The following is a 21,510-nucleotide window of genomic DNA, read 5'->3' as shown; positions in this document are numbered from 1 at the left end:
CGGTAGTGCAGGGGGAAGGTCATGACCATGCTTCATCTCAGTGGCAGTTCGTTCTTGATGCCGGGCAACCTCGCCTGGCGCCCCCTGGCTGAATATGGCGAAGTGCAGGTGGCCCCCCATGGCCAGTGGTTGCAGACCCTGATGAACCAGGGCGCCGATGCCGCGGCTGGGACCCACATCATCATCTGGCTGTGGGAAGATCTGGTGCCCACCCGGACCCTGCAGGAGTGGGGCCGTCTGGCGCAGGACGAGCAGCAGCTGGCGGTCGCCGCCTTTGTCGACGCGCTCTGTCAGCCTCTGTTGCAGCATCTGCAGCGCCGCCCGCAGGATCATCTGCTGGTGGGGGCCTGCAGCCATGCTCCGCTCTGTGTCTATGGCCCGGCCCCTGCCGTGCTCGCCGTGCTGGCCAGTGCGTTCGAACAGCAGATGGCCCGCCTGCGCCTGCAGCAACCCGGCCTGGACGACCTGCACCTGCCACTCTGGCTGCAACAGTATGGCCGCCAGCACTGCTTCGATCGGCGCAACCTCTACCTGATGTCTTGCCCCTTCTCCATGGCCGGTCTGGCCAGCCTGGCGCAGTGGATTCTCCCCTTGCTGCAGCGGTTGCAGCAACCCGCCCACAAGGTGCTGGTGCTCGACTGCGACAATACCCTGTGGGGCGGCGTGGTCGGCGAAGACGGTGTCGGCGGCGTTTTGCTGGGGCAGGACGGCATGGGCCGGCTCTACCAGGCCTTCCAGCAGGCGGCCAGCCACTGGCACGGGCAGGGCATAGTGCTGGCGCTCTGCTCCAAGAATCTGGCGGACGATGTGTGGCGGCTGTTTGACGAGCACCCGGGCATGGTGCTGACACGGGCGCAGATCGCCGCTGCCGAGATTGGCTGGGAGCCCAAATCCCAGGGGCTGCGGCGGCTGGCCGCCCGCCTCAATGTCGGGCTGGACAGCCTGGTCTTCTGGGATGACAGCGAGCTGGAGCGGGCCGAGGTACGGGCCAACTGCCCCGAGGTGATGGTGATGACCCCGCCGGTCGATCTCTGGATCTGGCCGGATGCCCTGCTGACGCTGCCGGCCCTGTGCAGTCGCCACCAGAGCCGGGATGACGGCCTGCGGCAGCACTCCTATCAGGCCCAGGCCGAGGCCGAGGCGGTGCGCCGGCAACTGGGTGACGAGCACGCCTTCCTGCGGCAATTGGCGCTGCAGGCCGACTGGCAGATGCTCTCCCCGGGCAACCAGCTACGAGCCGAGCAGCTCAGCCAGAAGACCAATCAGTTCAACCTCTCCGGCCGCCGCTATCAGGCGGCGGAACTGGCCCGGCTGGCCAGCGAGGGGGGCGAGGTCTGGCTGGCCAGTCTGCGAGACCGATTCGCCGATCACGGCATGACGGCCCTGCTGGTGGTGCGCCCGCTCGACGAGGGCAGGGCGCTGCTGGATACCCTGGCCATCAGCTGCCGGGTGCTGGGGCGCGGCTTTGAATACTGGCTGCTGGCGCAACTGGCAAACCATCTGCGGGCGCAAGGGGTGACCGAGCTGGTCATCAGCCTGATTGCCACCACCCGCAACCAGCCGGCACGGGATTTTCTGGCGAGCCTGCCAACCCGGCCGATAACCACTCCAGCGGGGTTGCTGCCGCTGGCGGACGAGCTGTTCCTCACGCTTGATCTCTGCTCTCTTTCTCTCCCGTTTTTGGAGTTCTATGCCAATGAATGACCTTATCGCGCTGGCACACCAGCAGTTCCCCCAGGCCTGCATCAACGCACAATCTGCCCTCGGCAGCTTTCCCGAGTGGGACTCTCTGGGTCACTTCAACCTGCTGCTGCTGGTCGAGCAGCACTATGCCGTGCGGTTCGAGCCGCACGAGCTGGCCGAGTTGAAGAGCCTGGCCGACATCCAGCAAGCCCTGCTGCGCAAAGGGGTTGCCGTGTGAAACAGGCACTCGAGCAGGCGCTGACCGAGCTGGGGATCCCCAGAGGCGGCGCCCTGATGGTGCACTCGGATGCCATGGTGGTGGCCCAGTTTGCCGGCATGGGCAACGCCGAGGGCATCGCGGCCTTCTGGACATGCCTGGAGCAGTGGCTGGATGGACACCTGCTGGTGCCGACCTTCAGTTACAGCCCGATGGCGGACGAGTGCTTCGACCCTGCGCAGACCCCGAGCAAGGTGGGCTTGATGACGGAGCTGTTCCGCCAGCGCGAAGGGGTGGTGCGCACGCGGGATCCCGTCTTCAGCATGGCGATCAGCGGCCCGCAGGGGCCAGCGCTGGTGGCGCGGGAGTGTCACGACTGTTTCGGTCAGGAGAGCCCGTTCGGCTGGCTGGCGGAGCAGGACGGCTGGCTGCTGGGGCTGGGTTGCCACCCCGACCGCATCACCTTCACCCACTACGTGGAGCAGCGGCTGGCTGTCTCTTATCGCTATCACAAGGGGTTTGCGGGCCGGGTGCGCGTCGACGGCCAGGTGCGGGAGTGGCAGGCGGATTACTATGTGCGCGACCTGTCGCTGGCCAGCGAAATCGACCTCTCCCGGTTGGTAGCTTTGCTGCAGGAGCGAGGCGCCTGGCGCCAGACGCTGTGCCAGCGGGTGCCGGTCTGGGCGGTGTCGTGCCGCGACTTCATCCTGGCTGCCGGCGAGTTGCTGGCGGCGGCCCCATACGCCCTGATCCGGGCGGGAGGAGAGTCCCATGCAGTTTGATCACATCGGACTGGTGGTGCCGGACCTGGCGAGTGGTGTGGCCTATTGTCGCGACGTGCTGGGGCTGAGCCGCTTCTCGGCGGCGGTGGAAGATCCGCTGCAACGGGTCTGGGTGCAGTTCGTGCACGACGACCATGGCCTCTGCTACGAGCTGGTCGCCCCGGCCGGCGAGGAGAGCCCGGTCGCCCAGGTGCTCAAGACCCGGCGCAACGTCATCAACCACCTTGCCTATCGGGTGAGCAACCTGCAGGAGATCGCCGAACGGCTGCGCACACAGCGCCACCTGCCCCTCGGGCCCAGCCAGCCGGCCATCGCGTTTGGCGGCGCCCACGTCCAGTTTTTCCTGAGCCCCCTTGGCCACATTGTCGAATTGATCGAGGCACCCACCCCATGAGTTTTTCACCCAAGAGCAGCTATCTGCCCACCGACTGGGACGACCAGGCACAGATCGGTGAGCAACTGCATCGGCTGCTCACCCTGCTGTTTCCGCTCAATCGCAGCCTGACCGGGGACGGGGTTCGGCAGTCGCTGGCCCTGTGGCGCGAGCACTGTCTGCCCGAGCTGCAGATCCATGAAGTGGCCAGCGGCACCGAGTGCTTCGACTGGACCGTGCCTGACGAGTGGAACGTGCGGGAGGCCTACATTGTGGGGCCGGATGGACGCAGGGTGGTGGATTTCCAGGATCACAACCTGCATCTGGTCGGTTACTCGGAGCCGGTGCGCTGCACCCTCTCACTGGCCGAGCTGCAGCCCCATCTTCACTCTCTGCCCGAGCAGCCGGACGCCATTCCCTATGTGACCTCCTACTACAAGCGCCGCTGGGGCTTCTGTCTGCCCCATCGGCTGCGTGAGGCGCTGCCGGAGGGGGAATATCAGGTGGTGATCGATGCCACCCTGGCCCCAGGTTCGCTCACCTATGGCGACTGGGTGCTGCCGGGGGAGAGCGAGCAGGAGATCCTGCTGTCGAGCTACACCTGCCACCCCTCCATGGCCAACAACGAGCTCTCCGGCCCCTGCGTCGGCGTCTTCCTGATGGCCTGGCTGGCGTCACTGCCAACACGCCGCTACAGCTACCGGCTGATGCTGGTGCCTGAAACCCTGGGGGCCATCGTCTATCTCTCCCGCCATCTGGACCACCTCAAGCAGCGCACTCTGGCCGGCTTCAATCTGACCTGCCTTGGTGATGACCGCAGCTACTCCTTCCTGCCCTCACGCCAGGGCAACACGCTGGCGGATCGCATCGGTCGCCATGTGCTCGGCCATCTGGCGCCGGGCTACAAAGCCTACAGCTTCCTGGAGCGGGGCTCCAACGAGCGGCAGTTGTGTGCGCCCGGCATCGATCTGCCGGTCACCTCGGTGATGCGCAGCCGATACGGCTGTTATGCCGAGTACCACACCTCGCTCGATGACCTCTCGCTGGTGACGCCGGCCGGTCTGGCCGGCGGCTTCATGGCGCTGCGCCGGGCCATCGAGTGTCTGGAGCTGGACGAGCGCTGCGAGGTCACCGTGCTGGGCGAGCCCCAGCTCGGCAAGCGGGGGCTCTACCCGGATTTGTCGACCCGCTATTCGGGCTGGCAGGTGCGGGAGATGATGAATCTGCTGGCCTACAGCGACGGCAAGCTGACCCTGTTCGAGATCGCCGAGACCATAGGGGCGCCGTTCTGGCGGGTGGAGCCGCTGGCGCGGATGTTGCTGGATGCCGGGCTGCTGCGTCGCCTCAGCCCGCAACCGGACTACTCGATCACCAGATAGGCCGGGCCCGGGTTGTGCGGGGTGCGACGGATGGCGTAGCGATCCAGCCCCAGCACCTCCTTGAGGGCCAGGGTCTCCCCCGGAAAGGCGGGCCAGTTGAGCTCATCGAATGCCAGCACTGATCCCTTGGTCAGGTGCGGCTTGATGAGCTCGAGGCAGCGGCGGGTCGGCTCGTAGAGATCAAAGTCAAAATAGGCCAGTGCAATCATGGTCTCCGGCTGACGAGCCAGATAGGCCGGCAGCGTCTCGGTCACATCCCCCTTCACCAGCTCATGTTTGACGATATGGTCCAGAGGACTTTCCGCCTCATGGGCGGCGAGCAGTTGGGCCAGATGCTGTTCATAGCCTGGCGTCACCCCGTAGGCGCCGGGCTGGATGGCGGCGTCGCTGCCATCTTGCGGGGCGTGGGAAGGGAAGCCGCTGAAGGTATCGAATCCCACCAGCTTGCGGTTGTAGTTGTAAGGCTCATACATGCCACGAAACGAGGAAAAGAGCGCCAGGTTCTGACCCCAGCGGGTGCCGAAATCCATGATGACGCCGTGGACCGGCACGATCTTCTGATACAGCTCGTGCATGAACAGGATGCGGGAGAGCGACTGGCGCTTGAGGTAGAGGCCCAGGTTGTTCTGCAACTCGGCCGCGGGCAGCGGGCTGGTGTGCAGCAACTCGCTGAAGGTCTGGCGGCGTGACAGCTCTTCATCGGAGGCGTTGGAAATGGCCTTGATCATCAATGGTCTCCTGTGGTGGTGTCGCCGGTCGGGGTCGACAGGCAGTGCACCACTTCATATTCGAGGTAGTCGGCCAGCCCCAGCCAGTCCTGGCGCTCCTGGCACTGCAGCAGGGCGGCTACCAGTCCGGGTGGCAGGTTGCCCTGCTCGGTGAGCACCTCTTGCAGCAGTTCCGGCAATGCCTGACTCGCGGCGACCGACTGCCCCAGCCGAAACTGGTGTGCCAGGGCGGTTAGGCGGGTGATCTGGCCGTTTTTCATTGCACGTACTCCGGGTGATAGCGGCAGCCGGCGATCTCCGCCCCTTCCCGGCTGCAGTTCCAGAACTGCACCTCGGGGTGGCGCGCTATGTAGCGCTCGAGCTCGGTGCGGTAGGCGGAAAAGTTCGGATTGGTCTTGACCCGCCGGCCATGGCCGTCGAGGGCCCAGCTGAGTGCCAGCGCGGCGCTGGGACCGAGCGCACCGTCGGCCCAGCCCGAGTGGGTGAGCTCGCCGGGAAAGGCGAAGTCGGTACCCAGCAGGATGACTTGGTGGCAACCCATCTGCACGGCGAGATCCACGGCGGGATGAATGACGCTGCCGCCCGAGTGCAGCACGCCCTTGGGGAGCGTCTGCCGCAGCTGCTGATACATGGGGCTGCGGGAGTAGGCGGTCTTGCGCGGCCCCTGCCAGGCCAGCAGGGCCGCCGTGGGTACCGTGGGGTAATAGACCAGGGTGGTCTGGGCCGACTGGGCGGCGGGTAGCCGGTTGCCGTGGATGGCGTCATCTATGGTGATGACGATGTCGGGCCGGATGCCGTGGCCAAGCAAGAACGCCAGCGCGGTATCGACGCTGATCAGCAGGTAGTCCTGCCGACGGCTCTGCAACTGGGCCTGCAGGGTGGCCAGGTTGTGCTGTAGGGTCGGGCCGCTCGCCACGATCAGGGCCTGCTTGCCCTGAGCCAGACCAAAAAGGGAGGCCACATCGCCGTCGCCGGCCACCAGTTCGCGATTTTCGGCCAGCCGCCGGGTGACGTCGGGGTGTTCGGCGTCGAACCTGGCCCGAGCGAACGGCAAGTCTATTTCACTCACCAGCCGGTCGCGGATGCGGGCGGCGGCATCTTCCACCAGCAGCAGCTCGGGCGGCAGGGCGAAGAAGGGCAGCCGCACCTCCCCTTCGTCGCCGGCCATCATCAGCTCGACCCTGGGGTCCGCCAGCCAGTCCTGCTGATCCAGCAGCCGCAGCACCAGGGCAAACAGGGCGCCATTCATGATCTTCACTTCCAGCCGCTTGAGGCTGCTGCGCCCCAGCAGGGCGCGCGGCAGATCGCCGAGCCCGGTACCGTAGAGGTGGAGCACAGCTTGCTTGGGCAGGCTGGCGGCCTGCAGCTCGGCCTCCTTCACTCGATCGTGCCGGCTGGTGAGCTGGATGCCATGGAGGCTGAGGGTGGAGCCGAGCCCCTCGGTCAGCTCGGCCGGCAGGCTTTCCACGTCCTGTGCCAGCAGGCGGGGCCAGAGGGCGGGCCAGCGCTGGCTGATGAGCCTGCCGTGCTGGTTGAACAGATCATCACTCATCTTTGTCTATCCACTCCCAGCTCAGCGGTTGATTGGCGCTCAGGCTGCGGTTGACCCGCTTGCCGATGAGTCGATCGTAATCGGCGGGAGGCAGGCCGAGGGCGGGGCGCACCGACTTGATGTGCTCTGCGGTGAGCACCTCGCCGGCGGCCATCTCCTTGACCAGATAGAGGGAGCGGCGAAACGCGCGGTTGCCCTGTTCACTGGCGGTGAGCTGGTAATCGGCCACCCCGAGGGCGGCATGGGCGGTATTGACCGAGGCCACCAGCTCGGTGAGTTCGGCCGGCTCCATGGAGAAGGCGCAATCCGGCCCGCCGTCGGCGCGGGCCAGGGTGAAGTGTTTCTCGATCAGGGTCGCCCCGAGCGCAGTGGCGGCGATGGCCGTGGCCGATCCCAGGGTGTGATCGGAGAGCCCCACCTCGACCCCGAAGCGCTGGCGCAGCATAGGGATGGTACGCAGGTTGTACTCAGCTGCCGGCGCCGGATAGCCGCTGACGCAGTGCAGCAGCGCCAGCTGGCCGTTGCCGTGCTTGAGCGCCATCTCGACCGCGGCGGCGATCTCGGCCTCGTTCGCCATGCCGGTGGACATGATGAGCGGCTTGCCGGTCTGGGCGGCGTAGCGGATGAGGGGCAGATCCACCAGCTCGAAGGAGGCGATCTTGTAGGCCGGGCAGTCGAGGGATTCCAGCAGATCCACCGCGCTGAAGTCGAACGGACTGCTGAAGACCGTCAGTCCCAGCTCGCGCCCCTTGGCAAACAGGGCCTGATGCCACTCCCAGGGGGTGTGCGCCCACTCATAGAGGTCGTACAGGTTGTGACCATCCCAGAGGCCGCCGTGGATCTGGAACTCGGGCCGGTCACTGTTGAGGGTGATGGTGTCGGGCCGGTAGGTCTGCAGCTTGACCGCACTGGCCCCGGCTTCCCTGGCGGCGGTCATGATGGCCAGTGCGCGATCCAGGTTGCCGTTGTGGTTGGCCGACAGCTCGGCGATCACGTAGGGAGCCTGCGCCGGGCCGATGGATTGATGGGCGATCTGCATCTGTGTTCAGACTCCTGTGCCAAGTTGCCAGCCTTGCGGCGCCGGCTGCCAGGGGGCAGGGGGCGCTATCTGCGGTGGCTCGGCAAGATAGAGGGGAAATTGGGAGAAAATTGTTTGCAAGCGATGTGCCAGCTCTTGCCACTCCGCTGGTTGCAGTGGTCGGGCGGCCTGCCATGTCAGCCGCTGGTCGTTCAGGGTCAGGGTGAGCAGCAGTTTGCCATCATGGCGTAGTTGCCAATGTTGGCCATCTGGTAACAGCTGATAATCCAATTGTTGCAGCAATCGGGCGGTGAGCCGATCCAGCCCCAGCCCGTCCACCTGCTGCTGGCCGCGGCGGCGGTAGTCGTCTGACTGTTGTTCAAGCCGTTGCAGGGCCTGCAGCAGCCGCTCAGGCTCGGCCAGCTCGCTCAGGGTCAGCCGCTCGGCCAGCTGGAAGCGGGCGATCACCTGGTCGTTGAACTGCTGGTTGTCGACGATGGGCAGCGCCAGGGTCGGCAGACCGAGACAGGCCCGCTCCCAGGTCATGCCGCCGGCGGCGCCGATGGCGAAGTCGTGCCGGCTCATCAGGTCGGCCATCTGGTCGCTCTGGCGCAGCAGCACCAAATCGAGGTCGGCCAGCTCGGCCACTCTCTGCTCCAGCTCGGGCCAGAAGGGATTGGCCCCGCCCGCCACCAGGGTCCACTGGATGGTGCGGGCCCAGGGCAGCCGGGCCAGGCTGTTGAGGGTGACGAGGCAGGCGCCGGCCGGGTCGGCGCCGCCAAAGCAGACAAGGCCTCGTCGCCACTGACTGGTATGTTGCCGCGCCAGCTGGCGATAGGCGGGGCGCAGCAGGGCATAGTCGGTGCCGAGCAGCAGCCGGCAGCCGGCGGGGGTGAGCGGCTGGTAATCGGCGGCGCGGCGCAAGGGCCCCTGATCCAGCAGCAGCTGGCAGTGGTGCGGCCGATCGGCCAGATCATCGATCACCAGCACGCGGCCGCAGTGGACCGTCAGTTTTTGTTCGATTGTGTGGTCAATTTGGTAGTGATCGAATACCAGCCAATCGGGCTGCAAGCCGGGCAGTGGGCCAGCGTCATCCAGCGCGCTCAGGGGATGATGGTGATGGGGCCGCAGCAACGACAGCAGGTGCGCCGGCAGATCGTGGCAGAGGAAATGGCACTCGGCCCCGGCGGCGTGCAGCCGATCGGCGATGGCCAGGCAGCGCATCAGGTGGCCCAAGCCGATCTCGGCGCCGGCGTCGAGCCGGAAGGCAACCTTAAGCGTCATCTTGGGCCAGCACTTGATATAGCAGTTCGGCCAGGTGCCAATCTTCCGGCGTGTCGATGTCGACGACCCTGTGCCTTGGCAGTATGTGGCCGATCCCTTCTCCCCCCACCGGGCTGATCCCTCCCAGCCAGGCCGCGCGGCTGCCCCAGTAGAACTGGCCGGCATCCTGATAGGCGGGCTCCAGATCCTGGGAGCGTTTCGCCATCTGCTCCGGCCAGAACGGTGTGACCCTGCCTTGTGCGTCCATGCGTACCGCCCGCTGGATCGGGAAGCCGAATTCGGCCACCGTGTAGACGAAGGGGGCCTTGCTGGCGAGCAGGCGGTCGTGGGCGGCGCGCAGGTCGGCGGCCTGGATCAGTGGCACGGTGGCATAGATGCAGCAGTAGTGCTCTGCCTGGATGCCAAGCTGGTCGAGTCGCTGGATGGTGTCGATCACCACAGGGGTGGTGCCGGTATGGTCATCGGCCAGCGCGGCGCCCCGCAGGAAGGGCACCTCGGCCCCGAGGCGATGGGCCACCTCGGCGATCTCCGGGTCATCGGTGGAGACCACCACCCGACTGAAACAGCCCGAGTCCCTGGCCGCCCCGATGGCGTAGGCAATCATGGGCAAGCCGCAGAAGGGGCGGATGTTCTTGCGGGGAATGCGCTTGCTGCCGCCCCGTGCCGGGATGATGGCGATGGCCATGATGCTCTCTCCCTGAGGAGCCCGACGTGGTCGCCGAGCCGGATAATTGATGACAACTCGTTGATTATTTTTGAGATTATACCGAGTTTTCATCTTATATTATTGAGCTTTGCTACGGAATTGCCCGGTGATGGTCGATAACATGGGCAAGTGATGGGACGTCGTTGGTATTGAACATGAGTTATGGTGTCGAATTGCGCCCGCTCCAGCCCTGGGATCTGCCCACCCTGCGACGCTGGCGCAACCTGGACGAGGTGCGGTTGCAGATGGTGGAGCAGACGCTCATCTCCCCCCGCCAGCAACGGCAGTGGTTCGTCAGCAGCCTGGAACGGTCTGACCAGCAGCACTGGGTGCTCTGGTGCCGCGGCCTGCGGGCCGGCTACGTCAACCTGAAAGGGGAGACGCGGCAATCGCTGCAGGGGCAGCCGGTGGCCGATGCCGGCCTCTATCTGGGCCGCTCCAGCGTGCGTCACCCCATGCTGGCCGTCGCCGCCGCCCTGTCACAGCTCGATCAGGGCTTCGATAACTTCCAGCTCGGCTGCATCCGCACCCTGGTGCGCACCGGCAACGACGCCGCTTTGCGTCTCAACGCGCAACTCGGCTATCGCCAACAGGGGCAACAGGGTGACTTCATCGCCCTCGAACTGCAGCCCGCCGACTATTATGCCGCCCGAGAACGGCTACGGAGATTTTTCAGATGACTACAGCGTTGGAACAGGTTTTTGCCGATGCCCTCGGCATCGACGTCGGCACTGTCAGCGACCAGCTGGCCTACAACAGCATTCCCCAGTGGGACTCCGTCGCCCACATGGGCCTGATCGCCCAGTTGGAGGACTGCTACGGCGTGCTGCTCGATACCGATGACATCATCGACATGAGCTCGGTCGCCAAGGCGCGGGAGATCCTCGCCAAATACGGGGTCGCCCTCTGATGCAGGGGCTGCTGCAAGGCAAGCGGGTGTTGATCACCGGCGCCGGGCGCGGCATCGGGCTCGCCATTGCCCGGCTGTTTGCCGCGCAGGGGGCCGAGCTGTGGCTGGCGGGACGCGATGAGGCGGCCATGAGCCGGCTAGCCGATGAGCTCGGCGCCGAGTTCGGCGTGCCTTGTCACTCGCTCTGTGTCGACGTGGCGCAGCCGCAGGCGGTCAAGCAGGCCTTTCAGCAGCTGTTTGCCCAGACCAGAGCGCTGGACGTGCTGGTCAACAATGCCGGCATGCTGGAAGAGGGGCTGCTGGGCATGGTCAACCAGGCCCAGCTGGAGCAGACCTTCAGTCACAACACCTTCAGCGTGGTCTATTGCAGCCAGTATGCCGCCCGCCTGATGCAGCGCAGCGGTGGCGGCAGCATCATCAACCTGGCCTCCCTGATGGGGCGGGTCGGTGCCGCCGGCCTTTGCAGCTATGCCGGCAGCAAGGCGGCGGTGATCGGCATCACCCAGTCGCTGGCCAAGGAGCTGGCCGCCAGCCGGATCAGGGTCAATGCCATCGCCCCCGGTTTCATCGACACCGAGATGGCCCACGCCATCCCGGACGACAAGTTTGCCGAGCGGCTCGCCAGCATCGCCATGGGGCGCATCGGCACCCCGGACGAGGTGGCCAAGGTGGTGCTGTTTCTCGCCTCCGACCTGGCAAGCTATGTGACCGGTCAGGTCATCGGTGTGGATGGAGGCATGACGGTCTGATGGATCACGCGCACGTACTGCTCGCCCACCTGCGGGAAGACAACCCGGCGCCGGCCTGGCGCGACCCGCAAGAGGGCTGGCTCTCCTACGGCGAGCTGGCACGGCGGGTGGCGCGGCTGGCGGCCGGCTATCCGGACGAGCGCAGCCTGGTCTATCTGCCCTTTTTCACCCGCACCACCCACCTGCTGCACTATCTGGCGGCGCTCAAGCTGGGGCATGTCGTGATGCTGGCAGACCCGGCCCTCCCTGCGAGTCAGCACGATGCCAGTTGCCGGCAGTTTGGCGTGAGCTGGCGGGTCAATGACGCCGGCCAGCTGGAGCGGCTCGCCGCGACGACGCCCGCCCTGCACCCGGTGCTGTCGGTAATGCTGCCGACCTCGGGTAGCACCGGCAGCGCCAAGTGGGTGCGGCTGTCGGGGCGCAATCTGGCGGCCAACGCCGCCTCCATTGCCGATTATCTGGCGCTGACCGCGGCCGAGCGGGCCATCACCAGCCTGCCGCTGTATTACTCCTACGGCCTGTCGGTGCTCAACAGCCATCTGCTGGTGGGCGCCTCCCTGGTGCAGCACGAGGGGAGCGTGCTGGAGCGAGACTTCTGGCAGCAGGTCGATCTGCATGAGGTGAGCAGCTTTGCCGGGGTGCCCTTTACCTATCAGATGCTGGCTCGGCTGCGCTTTGACTGGGGCCGCTACCCTTCGTTGCAGACCCTGACCCAGGCGGGCGGGCGTCTCGAACCCGCGCTGGCGCAGCAGTTTGCCGAGCAGGCCCTGCGGCTGGATCGGCGCTTCTTCGTCATGTACGGCCAGACCGAGGCCACCGCCCGCATGGCCTGGCTGGCGGCGCCCGAGGTGGCCGCTCATCCCGATGCCATCGGTCGTGCCATTCCCGGCGGCCAGTTCGCCTTGCGCGCGCAGGAGGGGGGCAAGCCAGGGGAGGGGGAGCTGGTCTATCGCGGCGACAACGTCATGCTGGGCTACGCCGGTACCGCCGCTGATCTGGCGCTGGGCGCCCAGCTGCAGGAGCTGGCCACCGGCGATCTGGCCCGCTGCGACGAGGCGGGCCGCTACTACATCTGCGGCCGGCTCAGCCGTTTTCTCAAGCTGTTCGGCAAGCGGGTCAGCCTGGCGGAGGTCGAGAGCCAGCTCCATCGCTGGGGCTGGACGGGGGCCTGCGGTGGGCGTGACGACTGCCTGCTGGTGGCCGTCGAGCCCCGCGATGACTTGACGACCGACGGCTTGCAGCGCGAGCTGGCGCAGTGGCTGCAGGCCCCGCCGCGGGCGGTGCAGGTGGTGCAGGTGACACAACTGCCGCGCACCGCCAATCACAAGATTGACTACGCCGCCCTGGCCAGACTGGCGGAGGAGGCGTGATGGAGCTGTTGCTGAGCACGCCGGTCTTCGCGCTGCCCCAGGCCGCCAAACAGGCGCTGCTGCTGGCGCGGCTCAACGCGCTGACTGCGCACCATCGGGCGCACTGCACGGCCTATGACAATGTGCTGCAAGCCTTCGGCTGGACGGCCGCGGCGACCGACTACGCTGCGCTGCCCTACCTGGCAGCCCGGCTGTTCAAACTGGCCCAATGGCAGAGCGTGCCGCAGAGCGAGGTGTTCAAGGTGCTCACCTCGTCGGGCACCACGGGTTCACCATCACGGATCGTGCTGGACCGGGAGACCGCCGCCCTGCAGAGCAAGGTGCTGGTGAAGATCCTGCAGGAGTTTGTCGGCAAGCAGCGCCTGCCCATGCTGCTGGTGGAGCAACCCGCCCTCATCCAGAACCGCAGCGGCTTTTCGGCGCGCGGCGCGGGTGCGCTGGGGCTCTCCTTCCTCGGCCGTGACCATACCTATGCCCTTGACGAGCAGATGCGGCCCAACTGGCCTGTCATCGAGGCCTTCTGTGACAAATATGCCGGCCAGCCGGTGCTGCTGTTCGGCTTCACCTTCATGGTCTGGCAATGCCTGCTGGAGCCGCTGCGCGAGCGCGGTCTGCAACTGCCGCTGACACAGGGCATTCTGTTTCACAGCGGCGGCTGGAAGAAGCTGCAGCACCTGGCGGTGGACAATCCCGCCTTCAAGGCCCGCTGCCGTGACCAGCTGGGGCTGGGTCGGGTACACAACTTCTACGGCATGGTGGAGCAGGTGGGCTCCATCTTCGTCGAGTGCGAGCAGGGACACCTGCATGCTCCTGTGTTTGCCGATGTACAGGTGCGCGATCCGCTCACCCATCAGCCACTCGGGATTGGCAGCCCAGGCCTGCTGCAGGTGCTCTCCGCCATCCCCGGCAGTTATCCCGGCCACAGCCTGCTGAGCGAGGATCTCGGTGTGCTGCTGGGAGAGGATGACTGCCCTTGTGGCCGCCATGGCCGTTATTTTCACGTAGCGGGACGCCAGCACGGCGCCGAGGTGAGGGGATGCAGCGACACCTTCCAATGACCCTGTCCGGGGCGACCACAGTGCTCTGGCAGGAGGGGCCTGCGGTCAGCTTCGTGGCCCCGACGGCGGGCTGGCAAACTTTCTGCCCGCATCCGCTGCCCTGCTTTGCCCCCGTCATCTGCGATTTCGTGGCGGCGCTGTCGGCCCGCCTGCAGCAGGAGGGGCGTCGTCATCCCGATCTGGCCGCATTCGGTTTCTGGCTGCGGCCCCGCCAGCTGGCCAGAGAACAGCAGCGTTTGCAGGGACGGGGGCCGCTGGGGGTCATCTTTCACCTGGTGCCCTCCAACGTGCCGACGGTGGCTTTCTACTCCTGGTTGATGGCCCTGTTGATGGGCAACCCCTGCGTGGTGCGGCTGTCGTCACGCCGCGATCCGCAGCAGGAGGCCATGCTGGCGATCCTCAGCGAACTGTTCAGCCTCGGTGAATGGCAAGAGATCGCCGCCCGTACCCGCTTTATTCGCTATGACCACGACGAGGGCATCACAACCTGGCTGTCGGCTCGCTGCCGGCTGCGCATCATCTGGGGCGGCGACGAGACCATTCGCCAGGTGCGGGCCATTCCCCTGGCACCAACGGCGCAGGAAGTGGTGTTTCCGGATCGCCGCTCGATGGCGGTGCTCGACAGCCGCTGGCTGGCCGGGCTGGATCCGCAAGAGTGGCAACGGATGCTGGATGCCTTGCAGCAGGACTGCACCCGTTTCAACCAGCAGGCCTGCGCCTCGCCAACCACTCTCTGCTGGCTGGGCGAGCCCGACGAGGGGCTGCGCCGCCGCCTGCTGGAAGCCCTGTTTGCCCCCTTTGCCGCCGATCCCGCCCTGGCGATGGAACGACTCATCCACAGTCAACAAAATGCCGCCGAGCAGGGGGCAATGAAGGTGACCAGCTTGCCCGGCGTCACCTTATTGACTCCGGCGAGCGGGCTGCGGCTCGCACACGTCGGAGGAGGTACAGTTGCCGAATTTGTGGCCGATACCCTGAATGAGCTGCTGGCGCAGCCCTGGGACATGCAGACCTGCGTCTGGGTCGGCGGTGACAGGGCCGGGGTCGAAGCGGCGCTGTCGACTACCGCTGCCTGCCGGATTGACCGGGTGGTGGCGCCGGGACAAGCGCTCGCATTCGAATGGCACTGGGATGGCATCGACATGCTGCAACAGTGCAGTCGTGGCCTCAGCCGGCGTGAATAATCGGGTGTGGCTCACATAAATCCAGCAGCTTCAATGGATTAGCTTGGTCAGGCATACCTCTTGCAGTAAAACCTGACAGAGAGGGAGAAGGGTTGACAGGGACCGTGCGGTAGCCTTGCCCATTTTCTTCCATCCGCTTCTTTTCTATTCATTTTCCCTTGGATTTCCCTATGAAAGTCAGCGTATTGGTGCCCGTCTACAATCTGGCGCGCTTCATCGAACCCTGCCTGCTCAGCCTGCTCGAGCAGCAGACGGATTTCGAGTTCGAGGTGATCGCCATCGATGACGGCTCGAGTGATGACTCCTGGTCCATCATGCAGCGGCTGGCAAGGCAGTGGCCGGCCCTGCGGGCCCTGCAAAACGAACAGAACATGGGACTGGCCAGAACCCAGAAGCGGCTGCTTGGTGAAGCAAAAGGGGCCTACCTTGCCTATGTGGATGGCGACGACCTGGCCTTGCCGGGCAAGCTGCAGCGTCAGGCCGACTATCTGGACGCGCACCCCGGCTGCACGCTTTGCTATCACGAGGCGGAGATGTTTGATGATGAGACCGATGCGCGCATCAAGCTCTTCACCCACGATTACTACAATGCCCGTTACCTCGAACCCGTGATGACGCGGGAGGCGCTGATCCGCTTCGGGGTCTTCGTCAATGCCAGCTCCATCATGTTTCGCCGCTATGACGGCATGGCCGATGCCATTGATGAAGGGTGCAAGATAATTCTCGATTATCCCTGGCACATCCTGAATCTCTCCCTCAATCCGGGCACTCTGGATTTCATCCCCGAGCTGCTGGGGCGTTATCGCTTCCATACCCAGAGCTTCGGCGGGCAGACCCGCAAATCCGCGGAGCGGCGTGAGCAGTCGCTGCGCGACCTGCTGCGCGCCTGTGATAATGCCGCTGCATTCGGTGCAGACCCGGTGGTCATTGCCCAGGGGCGTGCCCATCACTACTACTCTGCCGCGCTCTACTTTTTGCGGCAGGATGATGCCGCCCGCTTTACTCAGCTCATCGAGCAGTCGGCGGCAGAGGTTGCGGAGCTGGCCCCTGGCTGGTTCTTCGACGAGCGCCATCAACTGGCGTGGACGCAGCGGGCCTATCCCGCCCGGGTCGTGCAACAACTGTTTGGAGAAGCGGCGTGAGTTATCAGGCAATCGTCATTGGCGCCGGGCTGTCTGGTGCCGTCATGGCTGAACGCATGGCCAGCCAGCTTGGCTGGAAGGTGCTGGTGCTGGAACAGCGCGACCATATCGGGGGTAACTGCTTCGATGAGTATGACGAGCATGGCGTGCTGATCCATCGCTATGGGCCGCACCTCTTCCATACCGACAGCAAGGAGGTGTGGGATTACCTGTCCCAGTTTACCAAGTGGTTGCCTTACGAGCACCGTGTGCTGTCACGCATCGACGGGCAGCTGGTGCCTATCCCGTTCAATCTGACCAGCATCGAGCGCTGTTTCCCCGCCGACAAGGCCGGCGCCATGATTGAAGCCCTGCGTACCCGGTTCGGGGACGGCGCCAGAGTGCCGATCCTCGAACTGCGCAAGGAGCAGGATCCCCTGCTGGGCGAACTGGCGGATTTCATCTATCAGAAGGCCTTCGTCAACTACACCAGCAAACAGTGGGGGATACCGCCCGAGCAGATCTCCCCCGAGGTGACGGCGCGGGTACCCGTGGTGGTCAGTCGGGATGATCGCTACTTCACCGACCCCTGGCAGGCGGTGCCGGCTGCAGGCTATACCGCCATGTTTGAGCGCATGCTTGCTCACCCGCTGATTGAAGTGAGGCTGTCGACCCCAATGGCAGAGCACGTCAGGTTGGACTGGCAACATAAGCGGGTGCTGCTGGATGGAGCACCGTTTGACGGCCCCTTGATCTATACCGGGATGCTGGATCATCTGCTGCCGGCAGAGGGGAATTACCTGCCATACCGCTCACTGCGTTTTGAGCATCGCCATCTGGCGCAGGAACAATTTCAACCGGTTACCACCGTCAATTATCCGAATGAAGAAGCCTTCACGCGGATCACCGAGTTCAAGCATTTCAGCGGGCAGGTGCATCCCGGTACCAGCATCGTTTACGAATATCCCTGTGACTATCAGCCGGAACAGGGTCTCGAGCCCTACTACCCGCTATTTACCGATATAGCCAAACAGCATTACCAAGCGTGCCGTGATGAATTGAACAATTTCCCACAGCTGATCGCCTTGGGGCGCCTTGCCGAGTATCGTTATTTCGATATGGATGATGCGGTGAATAATGCGTTGAATCACTTTGCCAAGCACACGACAACTCTTTGAACCTTGGATACACATGCCGTGACCAAACCACTGTTATCTGTATTAATACCTGTCTATAACTGTGCAGAATATATCGAAGAAGCTCTTGCTAGTATCCAGGCTCAAACTTTCACAGACTTTGAAGTGCTGGTGATCGATGACGGTTGCAGTGATGAGACACCTGCAATTGTTCGGCGGATAGCTTGTCATGATCAACGGATCAAGATCATTTCCCGGGAAAATCGCGGAATTGTAGATTCTCTTAACGAAGGGGTGGCATTAGCCCAGGGCAGATGGTTGGCCCGCATGGATGGTGATGATATTTGTGAACCTCATCGTTTCTCTTGTCAGTTGGCTTTTCTCAACGCTCACCCAGAAATAGATATTGTTGGAAGCTGGGTGCAGCTTTTCGGGGCTCGCAGCGAGATCTGGCATCACCGCCGGGAAGATACATTTATTAAATTCATGCTGTTGTTTCGTTCATCTGGGTTCAGCCATAGCTCAATCATGGGCAAAATCGAGTTGTTTCAGAAATGTCCATATGACAAACATTATGAAGATGTTGAGGATACTGAGCTCTGGTCCAGAATGGCGCTTTGTCGTGGAGTTAAATTTGCCAACATCCCGGAAGTATTGGTCCATTACAGAGTTCATGATGCCCAAGTCTCAAAAATAAAACGTGCGCGTCAAATGACCTTGTATCGGCAGATAATGATCAAATACATGCAAACTCTCGGCGTCGTGGACATAGATATTGAGGCACATGAATGGTGCTGTGACCTACGAAGTGATTTAAGTGATGTAGAGTTAGAACGCATTTATTTATGGCTAGAAAAACTCAGCAGCAGTATCAGGGCTGACTGGACGGATGATTTTGGTGTGATATCTGAACGTTGGGCCAGGCTTTGTGCGTTGAATGGGCATGTGAATAAGAAAAATGGTCTGTTTGGGTTTCGCCCCGTGACCTGGCTGTACAATACACCATCCGTATTGAACTACAATAAATAGGGTTGACTCATGAATCTCATACTGTTTCCCTTCGATCGCGTCATAAAGGGAGCAAACATTGCTATCTATGGTGCTGGAGAAATTGGTGAATATTTCCTTCGCCAGTTGGCTGCAGTTCCTTTTTGTCATGTATCTTGGCTGGTCGATAGAAAATTTAAGTCCTTGGAAAAACAGCAACAACTCATTTTTCTACCACCGGATTTGATGAATTGGCAACAACCTGAGCAAATTATTATTGCGTCTCAATTATTTGAAGAAGAGATAACAGAGTATCTTGTTAGTGAGGGCGTTGATCCTACGAGAATTGTAGGTATCGGAGCTGAGCAGAAAATTGATGTGCTAGACCTGATTCAAACCAGACTGAGTGCTACCCCGGCAGATGATGAATGGGATGCCTACTATAAATTGGCAGAGAATTCAGCCCAAGCCCAATATAATAGATTCATTCAACCTGTATTGAGCCGGCTGGAAGGTGTGTTGGATTATAGCAATGTCCTTGATTTTGCCTGTGGTAAGGGACGTATTGCAGAGATAGTGCATACACGTTGTCAGTATCTGCAATTGGTTGATGCCAGCTTTGACGCAATAGAGTTCTGCCGCCAGCGCTTTGCTAAATATTCAAATGTCAGTATGCAATGTAATGGTACAGATCAGTTACCTCAGCAAACCAGCTCTCTAAGTCTGATATATTCTTGGGATGCGATGGTTCATTTTTCCTATAAAAGCTTGGATTTCTATCTCGGCGAGTTCAATCGTGTACTGAAAGATCAGGGGTATGTTGTAATGCATCACTCTAATCTTGGTGCATTGGTGGATAATATGAGAGTATTCGACCAATGGAATCTGAATCCGGCCGGACGTAGCAGGATCTCAAAAGATGATGTTGCTTTCATTGCCCAGCACCATGATTTCGAGGTGGTGGAGCAAACACTCATCGATTGGGAGTGCAAGGATATGGATTGTATCAGTGTATTGAGAAAAACGGCAGGTGTTCATGGCTGACCTCTGGTTTTAGAATGCACTTTATACTGGTCTAATGGATGAAAATTGAATGAAAGTTTCTATCATTACAGCAACATATAATAGTGCTGCAACTATCGAAAGATGCTTATCTAGTGTGGCTAAACAAACAGCCATTTCCCAGATAGAGCATATTATTATCGATGGCCGTTCTTCAGATCAAACACTTACCCTAGTGTCTACATTTCCACATATAGCGAAAGTAGTGTCAGAAGCAGATAACGGTGTTTATGATGCTTTCAACAAAGGATTAGCTGCTGCAACGGGTGAAATTATTTATTATCTTAGCTCAGATGATCATCTCTGTGACTCAGATGTTATTTATGATATTTTGGCCGAATTTGTAAAAGACGATTCTCTAGATTATTTGGCTGCTAGAGTTATTATAAAGGATCCTGTGACCAATGCTGAGTGGATTTTGCATGGAAATGAATTGCGTAATGGTGAACAGGAATTTAGCCATCCTCATCATCAAGGCTTTTTCATGAAGCGAGCCCTGCTGCAGGAATATGGTGGTTTTCCCCGGTCTTTTAATATAGCTGCTGATTCCTATATTATGTTGAAGACCATTCTTTTTAAGCGTGGGGATTTTTCTGACAGAACAGTGGCCCATTTCTATCTTGGTGGGCTGAGCAGTAATATTGAAAACTATAACCTAATCAATCGGGAAACCAGGATTATTTACGAACTTCTTGATTTGGAAAGGGTAAACCAACAAGACGTAGCTTTGGCATTAGCAAATAAAAATATGACGTTATTGAAGCGGCTTTTTCATAGTTATTTGGAGAAGGAGCAAGATGTTTCAGTACTGAAAGGAAGACGTATTGGTATCTTTGGTACCGGTATTATGGCTAACATAATATACATGCTGCTTGAAAAATCGGGTATTGTGACAGACTTCTTTATTACCTCTCTGGGGAGTGACAGTACCTTTAATGGTAGACAAGTCTGGTCTTTACATGATTTCCCCTCCAATGTGGATATTTTATTTAACTCCGTAGAGGGAGAGCATGGTGATGAAATAGTTTTGAAGTTACAACACAAGGCTCCTGTAGCACGGATCATCAAGTGGCATGAAATCTATGAATAAGAAAGTCGCACTTATCACTGGTGTCACCGGGCAGGATGGCTCCTATTTGGCCGAGTTTCTGTTAGAAAAAGGGTATCAGGTGCATGGGATCAAGCGTCGAGCGTCATCGTTCAATACTCAACGTATAGACCATATCTACCAAGACCCTCATATTGAACATCAAAATTTTGTACTGCATTATGGTGATCTGACGGACTCCTCTAACTTGACCCGTATTATTCAAGAGGTTCAACCAGATGAGGTATATAATTTGGGGGCTCAATCTCACGTAGCCGTCAGCTTTGAGTCTCCTGAATATACGGCCGATGTGGATGCTATGGGCACACTGCGCCTGCTAGAGGCTATCCGGTTGTTGGGATTGGAGAAAAAAACCCGGTTTTATCAAGCTTCGACGTCAGAGTTGTTTGGCCTGGTCCAAGAGATACCGCAAAGAGAAACCACCCCCTTCTATCCACGCTCTCCTTATGCCGTTGCCAAACTTTATGCATACTGGATCACGGTGAACTATCGTGAGGCTTATGGTTTATATGCATGCAACGGTATTCTTTTCAATCATGAATCTCCCCGTAGGGGAGAAACTTTTGTTACTCGAAAGATTACCAGAGGTTTGGCCAATATTGCCCAAGGTTTGGATAGTTGTCTCTACATGGGGAATATTGATTCTCTACGGGATTGGGGTCATGCAAAGGATTATGTACAACTACAATGGCTCATGTTACAGCAAGAAGAACCTGAAGACTTTGTGATAGCGACTGGCGAGCAGTATTCTGTGCGTCAGTTCATTCTTTGGGCAGCAGAAGATGTAGGTATGCAATTACGTTTCGAAGGCAAGGGTGTTGAAGAAGTTGCAGTGGTGGTATCAACCAAGGGAGAGCTGGCTCCGGCAGTTCGTCCTGGTGATGTGGTCCTTCGTATTGATCCCCGGTATTTCCGTCCTGCAGAAGTTGATTCTTTGTTAGGTGATGCGAGTAAAGCACGAGAAAAACTGGGTTGGAAACCCAGTATTACAGTCAGAGAAATGTGTGCCGAAATGGTTGCTGCTGATGTGAAAGTAGCGCAGTGCCATGCCTTGTTGAAAAAACACGGATTTGAGATTGGTGAGTCCATGGGGGACTGAATAT

The 21,510-nt window shown here is 60.8% G+C and carries 23 protein-coding genes; 17 read left to right on the top strand and 6 right to left on the bottom strand.

The window, feature by feature from the left end; genetic code table 11:
* The first annotated feature begins 21 nt into the window (after positions 1-21).
* From ACB031_RS18375 to ACB031_RS18355, 5 genes are read left to right on the top strand one after another with little or no spacing between them, the layout of a single operon-like run.
* The gene (locus ACB031_RS18375; protein WP_216973559.1) at positions 22-1,704 is read left to right on the top strand and encodes an HAD family hydrolase; all 1,683 of its coding nucleotides are present in this window, start codon (positions 22-24) and stop codon (positions 1,702-1,704) included.
* Entirely contained in the window at positions 1,697-1,921 is a 225-nt protein-coding gene (locus tag ACB031_RS18370) for an acyl carrier protein (RefSeq protein WP_216973558.1), read from the top strand. The genes ACB031_RS18375 and ACB031_RS18370 overlap by 8 nt, the downstream gene beginning before the upstream one ends.
* Positions 1,918-2,682 (top strand): AAC(3) family N-acetyltransferase, encoded by a 765-nt coding sequence (locus ACB031_RS18365; RefSeq protein ID WP_216973557.1) that lies wholly within the window; start codon positions 1,918-1,920, stop codon positions 2,680-2,682. Before ACB031_RS18370 ends, ACB031_RS18365 begins: the two co-directional genes overlap by 4 nt.
* A complete protein-coding gene (locus ACB031_RS18360) occupies positions 2,672-3,076 on the top strand; it encodes a VOC family protein (protein WP_216973556.1) in 405 nt (134 codons plus the stop codon). The genes ACB031_RS18365 and ACB031_RS18360 overlap by 11 nt, the downstream gene beginning before the upstream one ends.
* Entirely contained in the window at positions 3,073-4,434 is a 1,362-nt protein-coding gene (locus ACB031_RS18355; protein WP_371140031.1) for a DUF4910 domain-containing protein, read from the top strand. The genes ACB031_RS18360 and ACB031_RS18355 overlap by 4 nt, the downstream gene beginning before the upstream one ends.
* Here ACB031_RS18355 and ACB031_RS18350 read toward each other — a convergent pair.
* Genes ACB031_RS18350 through pseF form a run of 6 tightly spaced genes read right to left on the bottom strand, consistent with a single transcriptional unit; the run spans position 4,416 to position 9,701 of the window.
* Positions 4,416-5,162 carry a class I SAM-dependent methyltransferase gene (locus tag ACB031_RS18350; RefSeq protein ID WP_371140030.1) on the bottom strand — a complete coding sequence of 249 codons (747 nt, stop codon included), beginning with the start codon at positions 5,160-5,162 and terminating at the stop codon, positions 4,416-4,418. The two genes, ACB031_RS18355 and ACB031_RS18350, sit on opposite strands and share 19 nt — an antisense overlap.
* The gene (locus ACB031_RS18345; protein WP_168968186.1) at positions 5,162-5,422 is read right to left on the bottom strand and encodes a hypothetical protein; all 261 of its coding nucleotides are present in this window, start codon (positions 5,420-5,422) and stop codon (positions 5,162-5,164) included. Before ACB031_RS18345 ends, ACB031_RS18350 begins: the two co-directional genes overlap by 1 nt.
* The gene (locus ACB031_RS18340; protein ID WP_371140029.1) at positions 5,419-6,714 is read right to left on the bottom strand and encodes a motility associated factor glycosyltransferase family protein; all 1,296 of its coding nucleotides are present in this window, start codon (positions 6,712-6,714) and stop codon (positions 5,419-5,421) included. The genes ACB031_RS18345 and ACB031_RS18340 overlap by 4 nt, the downstream gene beginning before the upstream one ends.
* Positions 6,707-7,753 (bottom strand): pseudaminic acid synthase, encoded by a 1,047-nt coding sequence (gene pseI / locus ACB031_RS18335; RefSeq protein ID WP_017784226.1) that lies wholly within the window; start codon positions 7,751-7,753, stop codon positions 6,707-6,709. The genes ACB031_RS18340 and pseI overlap by 8 nt, the downstream gene beginning before the upstream one ends.
* A gap of 6 nt (positions 7,754-7,759) precedes the next feature.
* A complete protein-coding gene (gene pseG, locus ACB031_RS18330; protein ID WP_371140028.1) occupies positions 7,760-9,016 on the bottom strand; it encodes a UDP-2,4-diacetamido-2,4,6-trideoxy-beta-L-altropyranose hydrolase in 1,257 nt (418 codons plus the stop codon).
* A complete protein-coding gene (pseF, locus tag ACB031_RS18325; protein ID WP_371140027.1) occupies positions 9,006-9,701 on the bottom strand; it encodes a pseudaminic acid cytidylyltransferase in 696 nt (231 codons plus the stop codon). Before pseF ends, pseG begins: the two co-directional genes overlap by 11 nt.
* Before the next feature lie 164 nt (positions 9,702-9,865).
* Here pseF and ACB031_RS18320 point away from each other — a divergent pair, with 164 nt between their 5' ends.
* The 12 genes from ACB031_RS18320 to gmd all read left to right on the top strand — a co-directional run bounded on the left by ACB031_RS18320 (position 9,866) and on the right by gmd (position 21,506).
* Positions 9,866-10,402, top strand: coding sequence for a GNAT family N-acetyltransferase (locus tag ACB031_RS18320; protein WP_371140026.1), 537 nt, complete (start codon positions 9,866-9,868; stop codon positions 10,400-10,402).
* Positions 10,399-10,632, top strand: a complete 234-nt coding sequence (locus tag ACB031_RS18315; protein WP_017779504.1) for an acyl carrier protein — start codon at positions 10,399-10,401, stop codon at positions 10,630-10,632. The genes ACB031_RS18320 and ACB031_RS18315 overlap by 4 nt, the downstream gene beginning before the upstream one ends.
* The gene (locus ACB031_RS18310; protein WP_371140025.1) at positions 10,632-11,381 is read left to right on the top strand and encodes an SDR family NAD(P)-dependent oxidoreductase; all 750 of its coding nucleotides are present in this window, start codon (positions 10,632-10,634) and stop codon (positions 11,379-11,381) included. Before ACB031_RS18315 ends, ACB031_RS18310 begins: the two co-directional genes overlap by 1 nt.
* Positions 11,381-12,751, top strand: coding sequence for an AMP-binding protein (locus tag ACB031_RS18305; RefSeq protein WP_371140024.1), 1,371 nt, complete (start codon positions 11,381-11,383; stop codon positions 12,749-12,751). The genes ACB031_RS18310 and ACB031_RS18305 overlap by 1 nt, the downstream gene beginning before the upstream one ends.
* On the top strand, positions 12,751-13,809 hold the full coding sequence (locus ACB031_RS18300; RefSeq protein WP_025202508.1) for an acyl-protein synthetase: 1,059 nt from the start codon (positions 12,751-12,753) through the stop codon (positions 13,807-13,809). The genes ACB031_RS18305 and ACB031_RS18300 overlap by 1 nt, the downstream gene beginning before the upstream one ends.
* On the top strand, positions 13,806-14,993 hold the full coding sequence (locus ACB031_RS18295; RefSeq protein ID WP_371140055.1) for an acyl-CoA reductase: 1,188 nt from the start codon (positions 13,806-13,808) through the stop codon (positions 14,991-14,993). The genes ACB031_RS18300 and ACB031_RS18295 overlap by 4 nt, the downstream gene beginning before the upstream one ends.
* A gap of 158 nt (positions 14,994-15,151) precedes the next feature.
* Positions 15,152-16,135, top strand: coding sequence for a glycosyltransferase family 2 protein (locus ACB031_RS18290; protein WP_371140023.1), 984 nt, complete (start codon positions 15,152-15,154; stop codon positions 16,133-16,135).
* Complete coding sequence (gene glf / locus ACB031_RS18285) at positions 16,132-17,292, top strand: UDP-galactopyranose mutase (protein WP_197069417.1); 1,161 nt, start codon at positions 16,132-16,134, stop codon at positions 17,290-17,292. The genes ACB031_RS18290 and glf overlap by 4 nt, the downstream gene beginning before the upstream one ends.
* A gap of 18 nt (positions 17,293-17,310) precedes the next feature.
* Entirely contained in the window at positions 17,311-18,279 is a 969-nt protein-coding gene (locus ACB031_RS18280) for a glycosyltransferase (RefSeq protein WP_156138708.1), read from the top strand.
* Between the two features lie 9 nt (positions 18,280-18,288).
* Entirely contained in the window at positions 18,289-19,281 is a 993-nt protein-coding gene (locus ACB031_RS18275; RefSeq protein ID WP_017764875.1) for a class I SAM-dependent methyltransferase, read from the top strand.
* 49 nt (positions 19,282-19,330) lie between these two features.
* Positions 19,331-20,389 (top strand): glycosyltransferase family 2 protein, encoded by a 1,059-nt coding sequence (locus tag ACB031_RS18270; RefSeq protein WP_080629013.1) that lies wholly within the window; start codon positions 19,331-19,333, stop codon positions 20,387-20,389.
* The gene (gene gmd / locus ACB031_RS18265; protein WP_017764873.1) at positions 20,382-21,506 is read left to right on the top strand and encodes a GDP-mannose 4,6-dehydratase; all 1,125 of its coding nucleotides are present in this window, start codon (positions 20,382-20,384) and stop codon (positions 21,504-21,506) included. The genes ACB031_RS18270 and gmd overlap by 8 nt, the downstream gene beginning before the upstream one ends.
* Positions 21,507-21,510 lie beyond the last annotated feature (4 nt).

Source organism: Aeromonas sp. S8(2024) (assembly GCF_041403085.1).
Classification (GTDB): domain Bacteria; phylum Pseudomonadota; class Gammaproteobacteria; order Enterobacterales; family Aeromonadaceae; genus Aeromonas; species Aeromonas dhakensis.
Note: the sequence above shows the minus strand (reverse complement) of the source record. Positions and strands in the feature narration are given on the sequence as shown.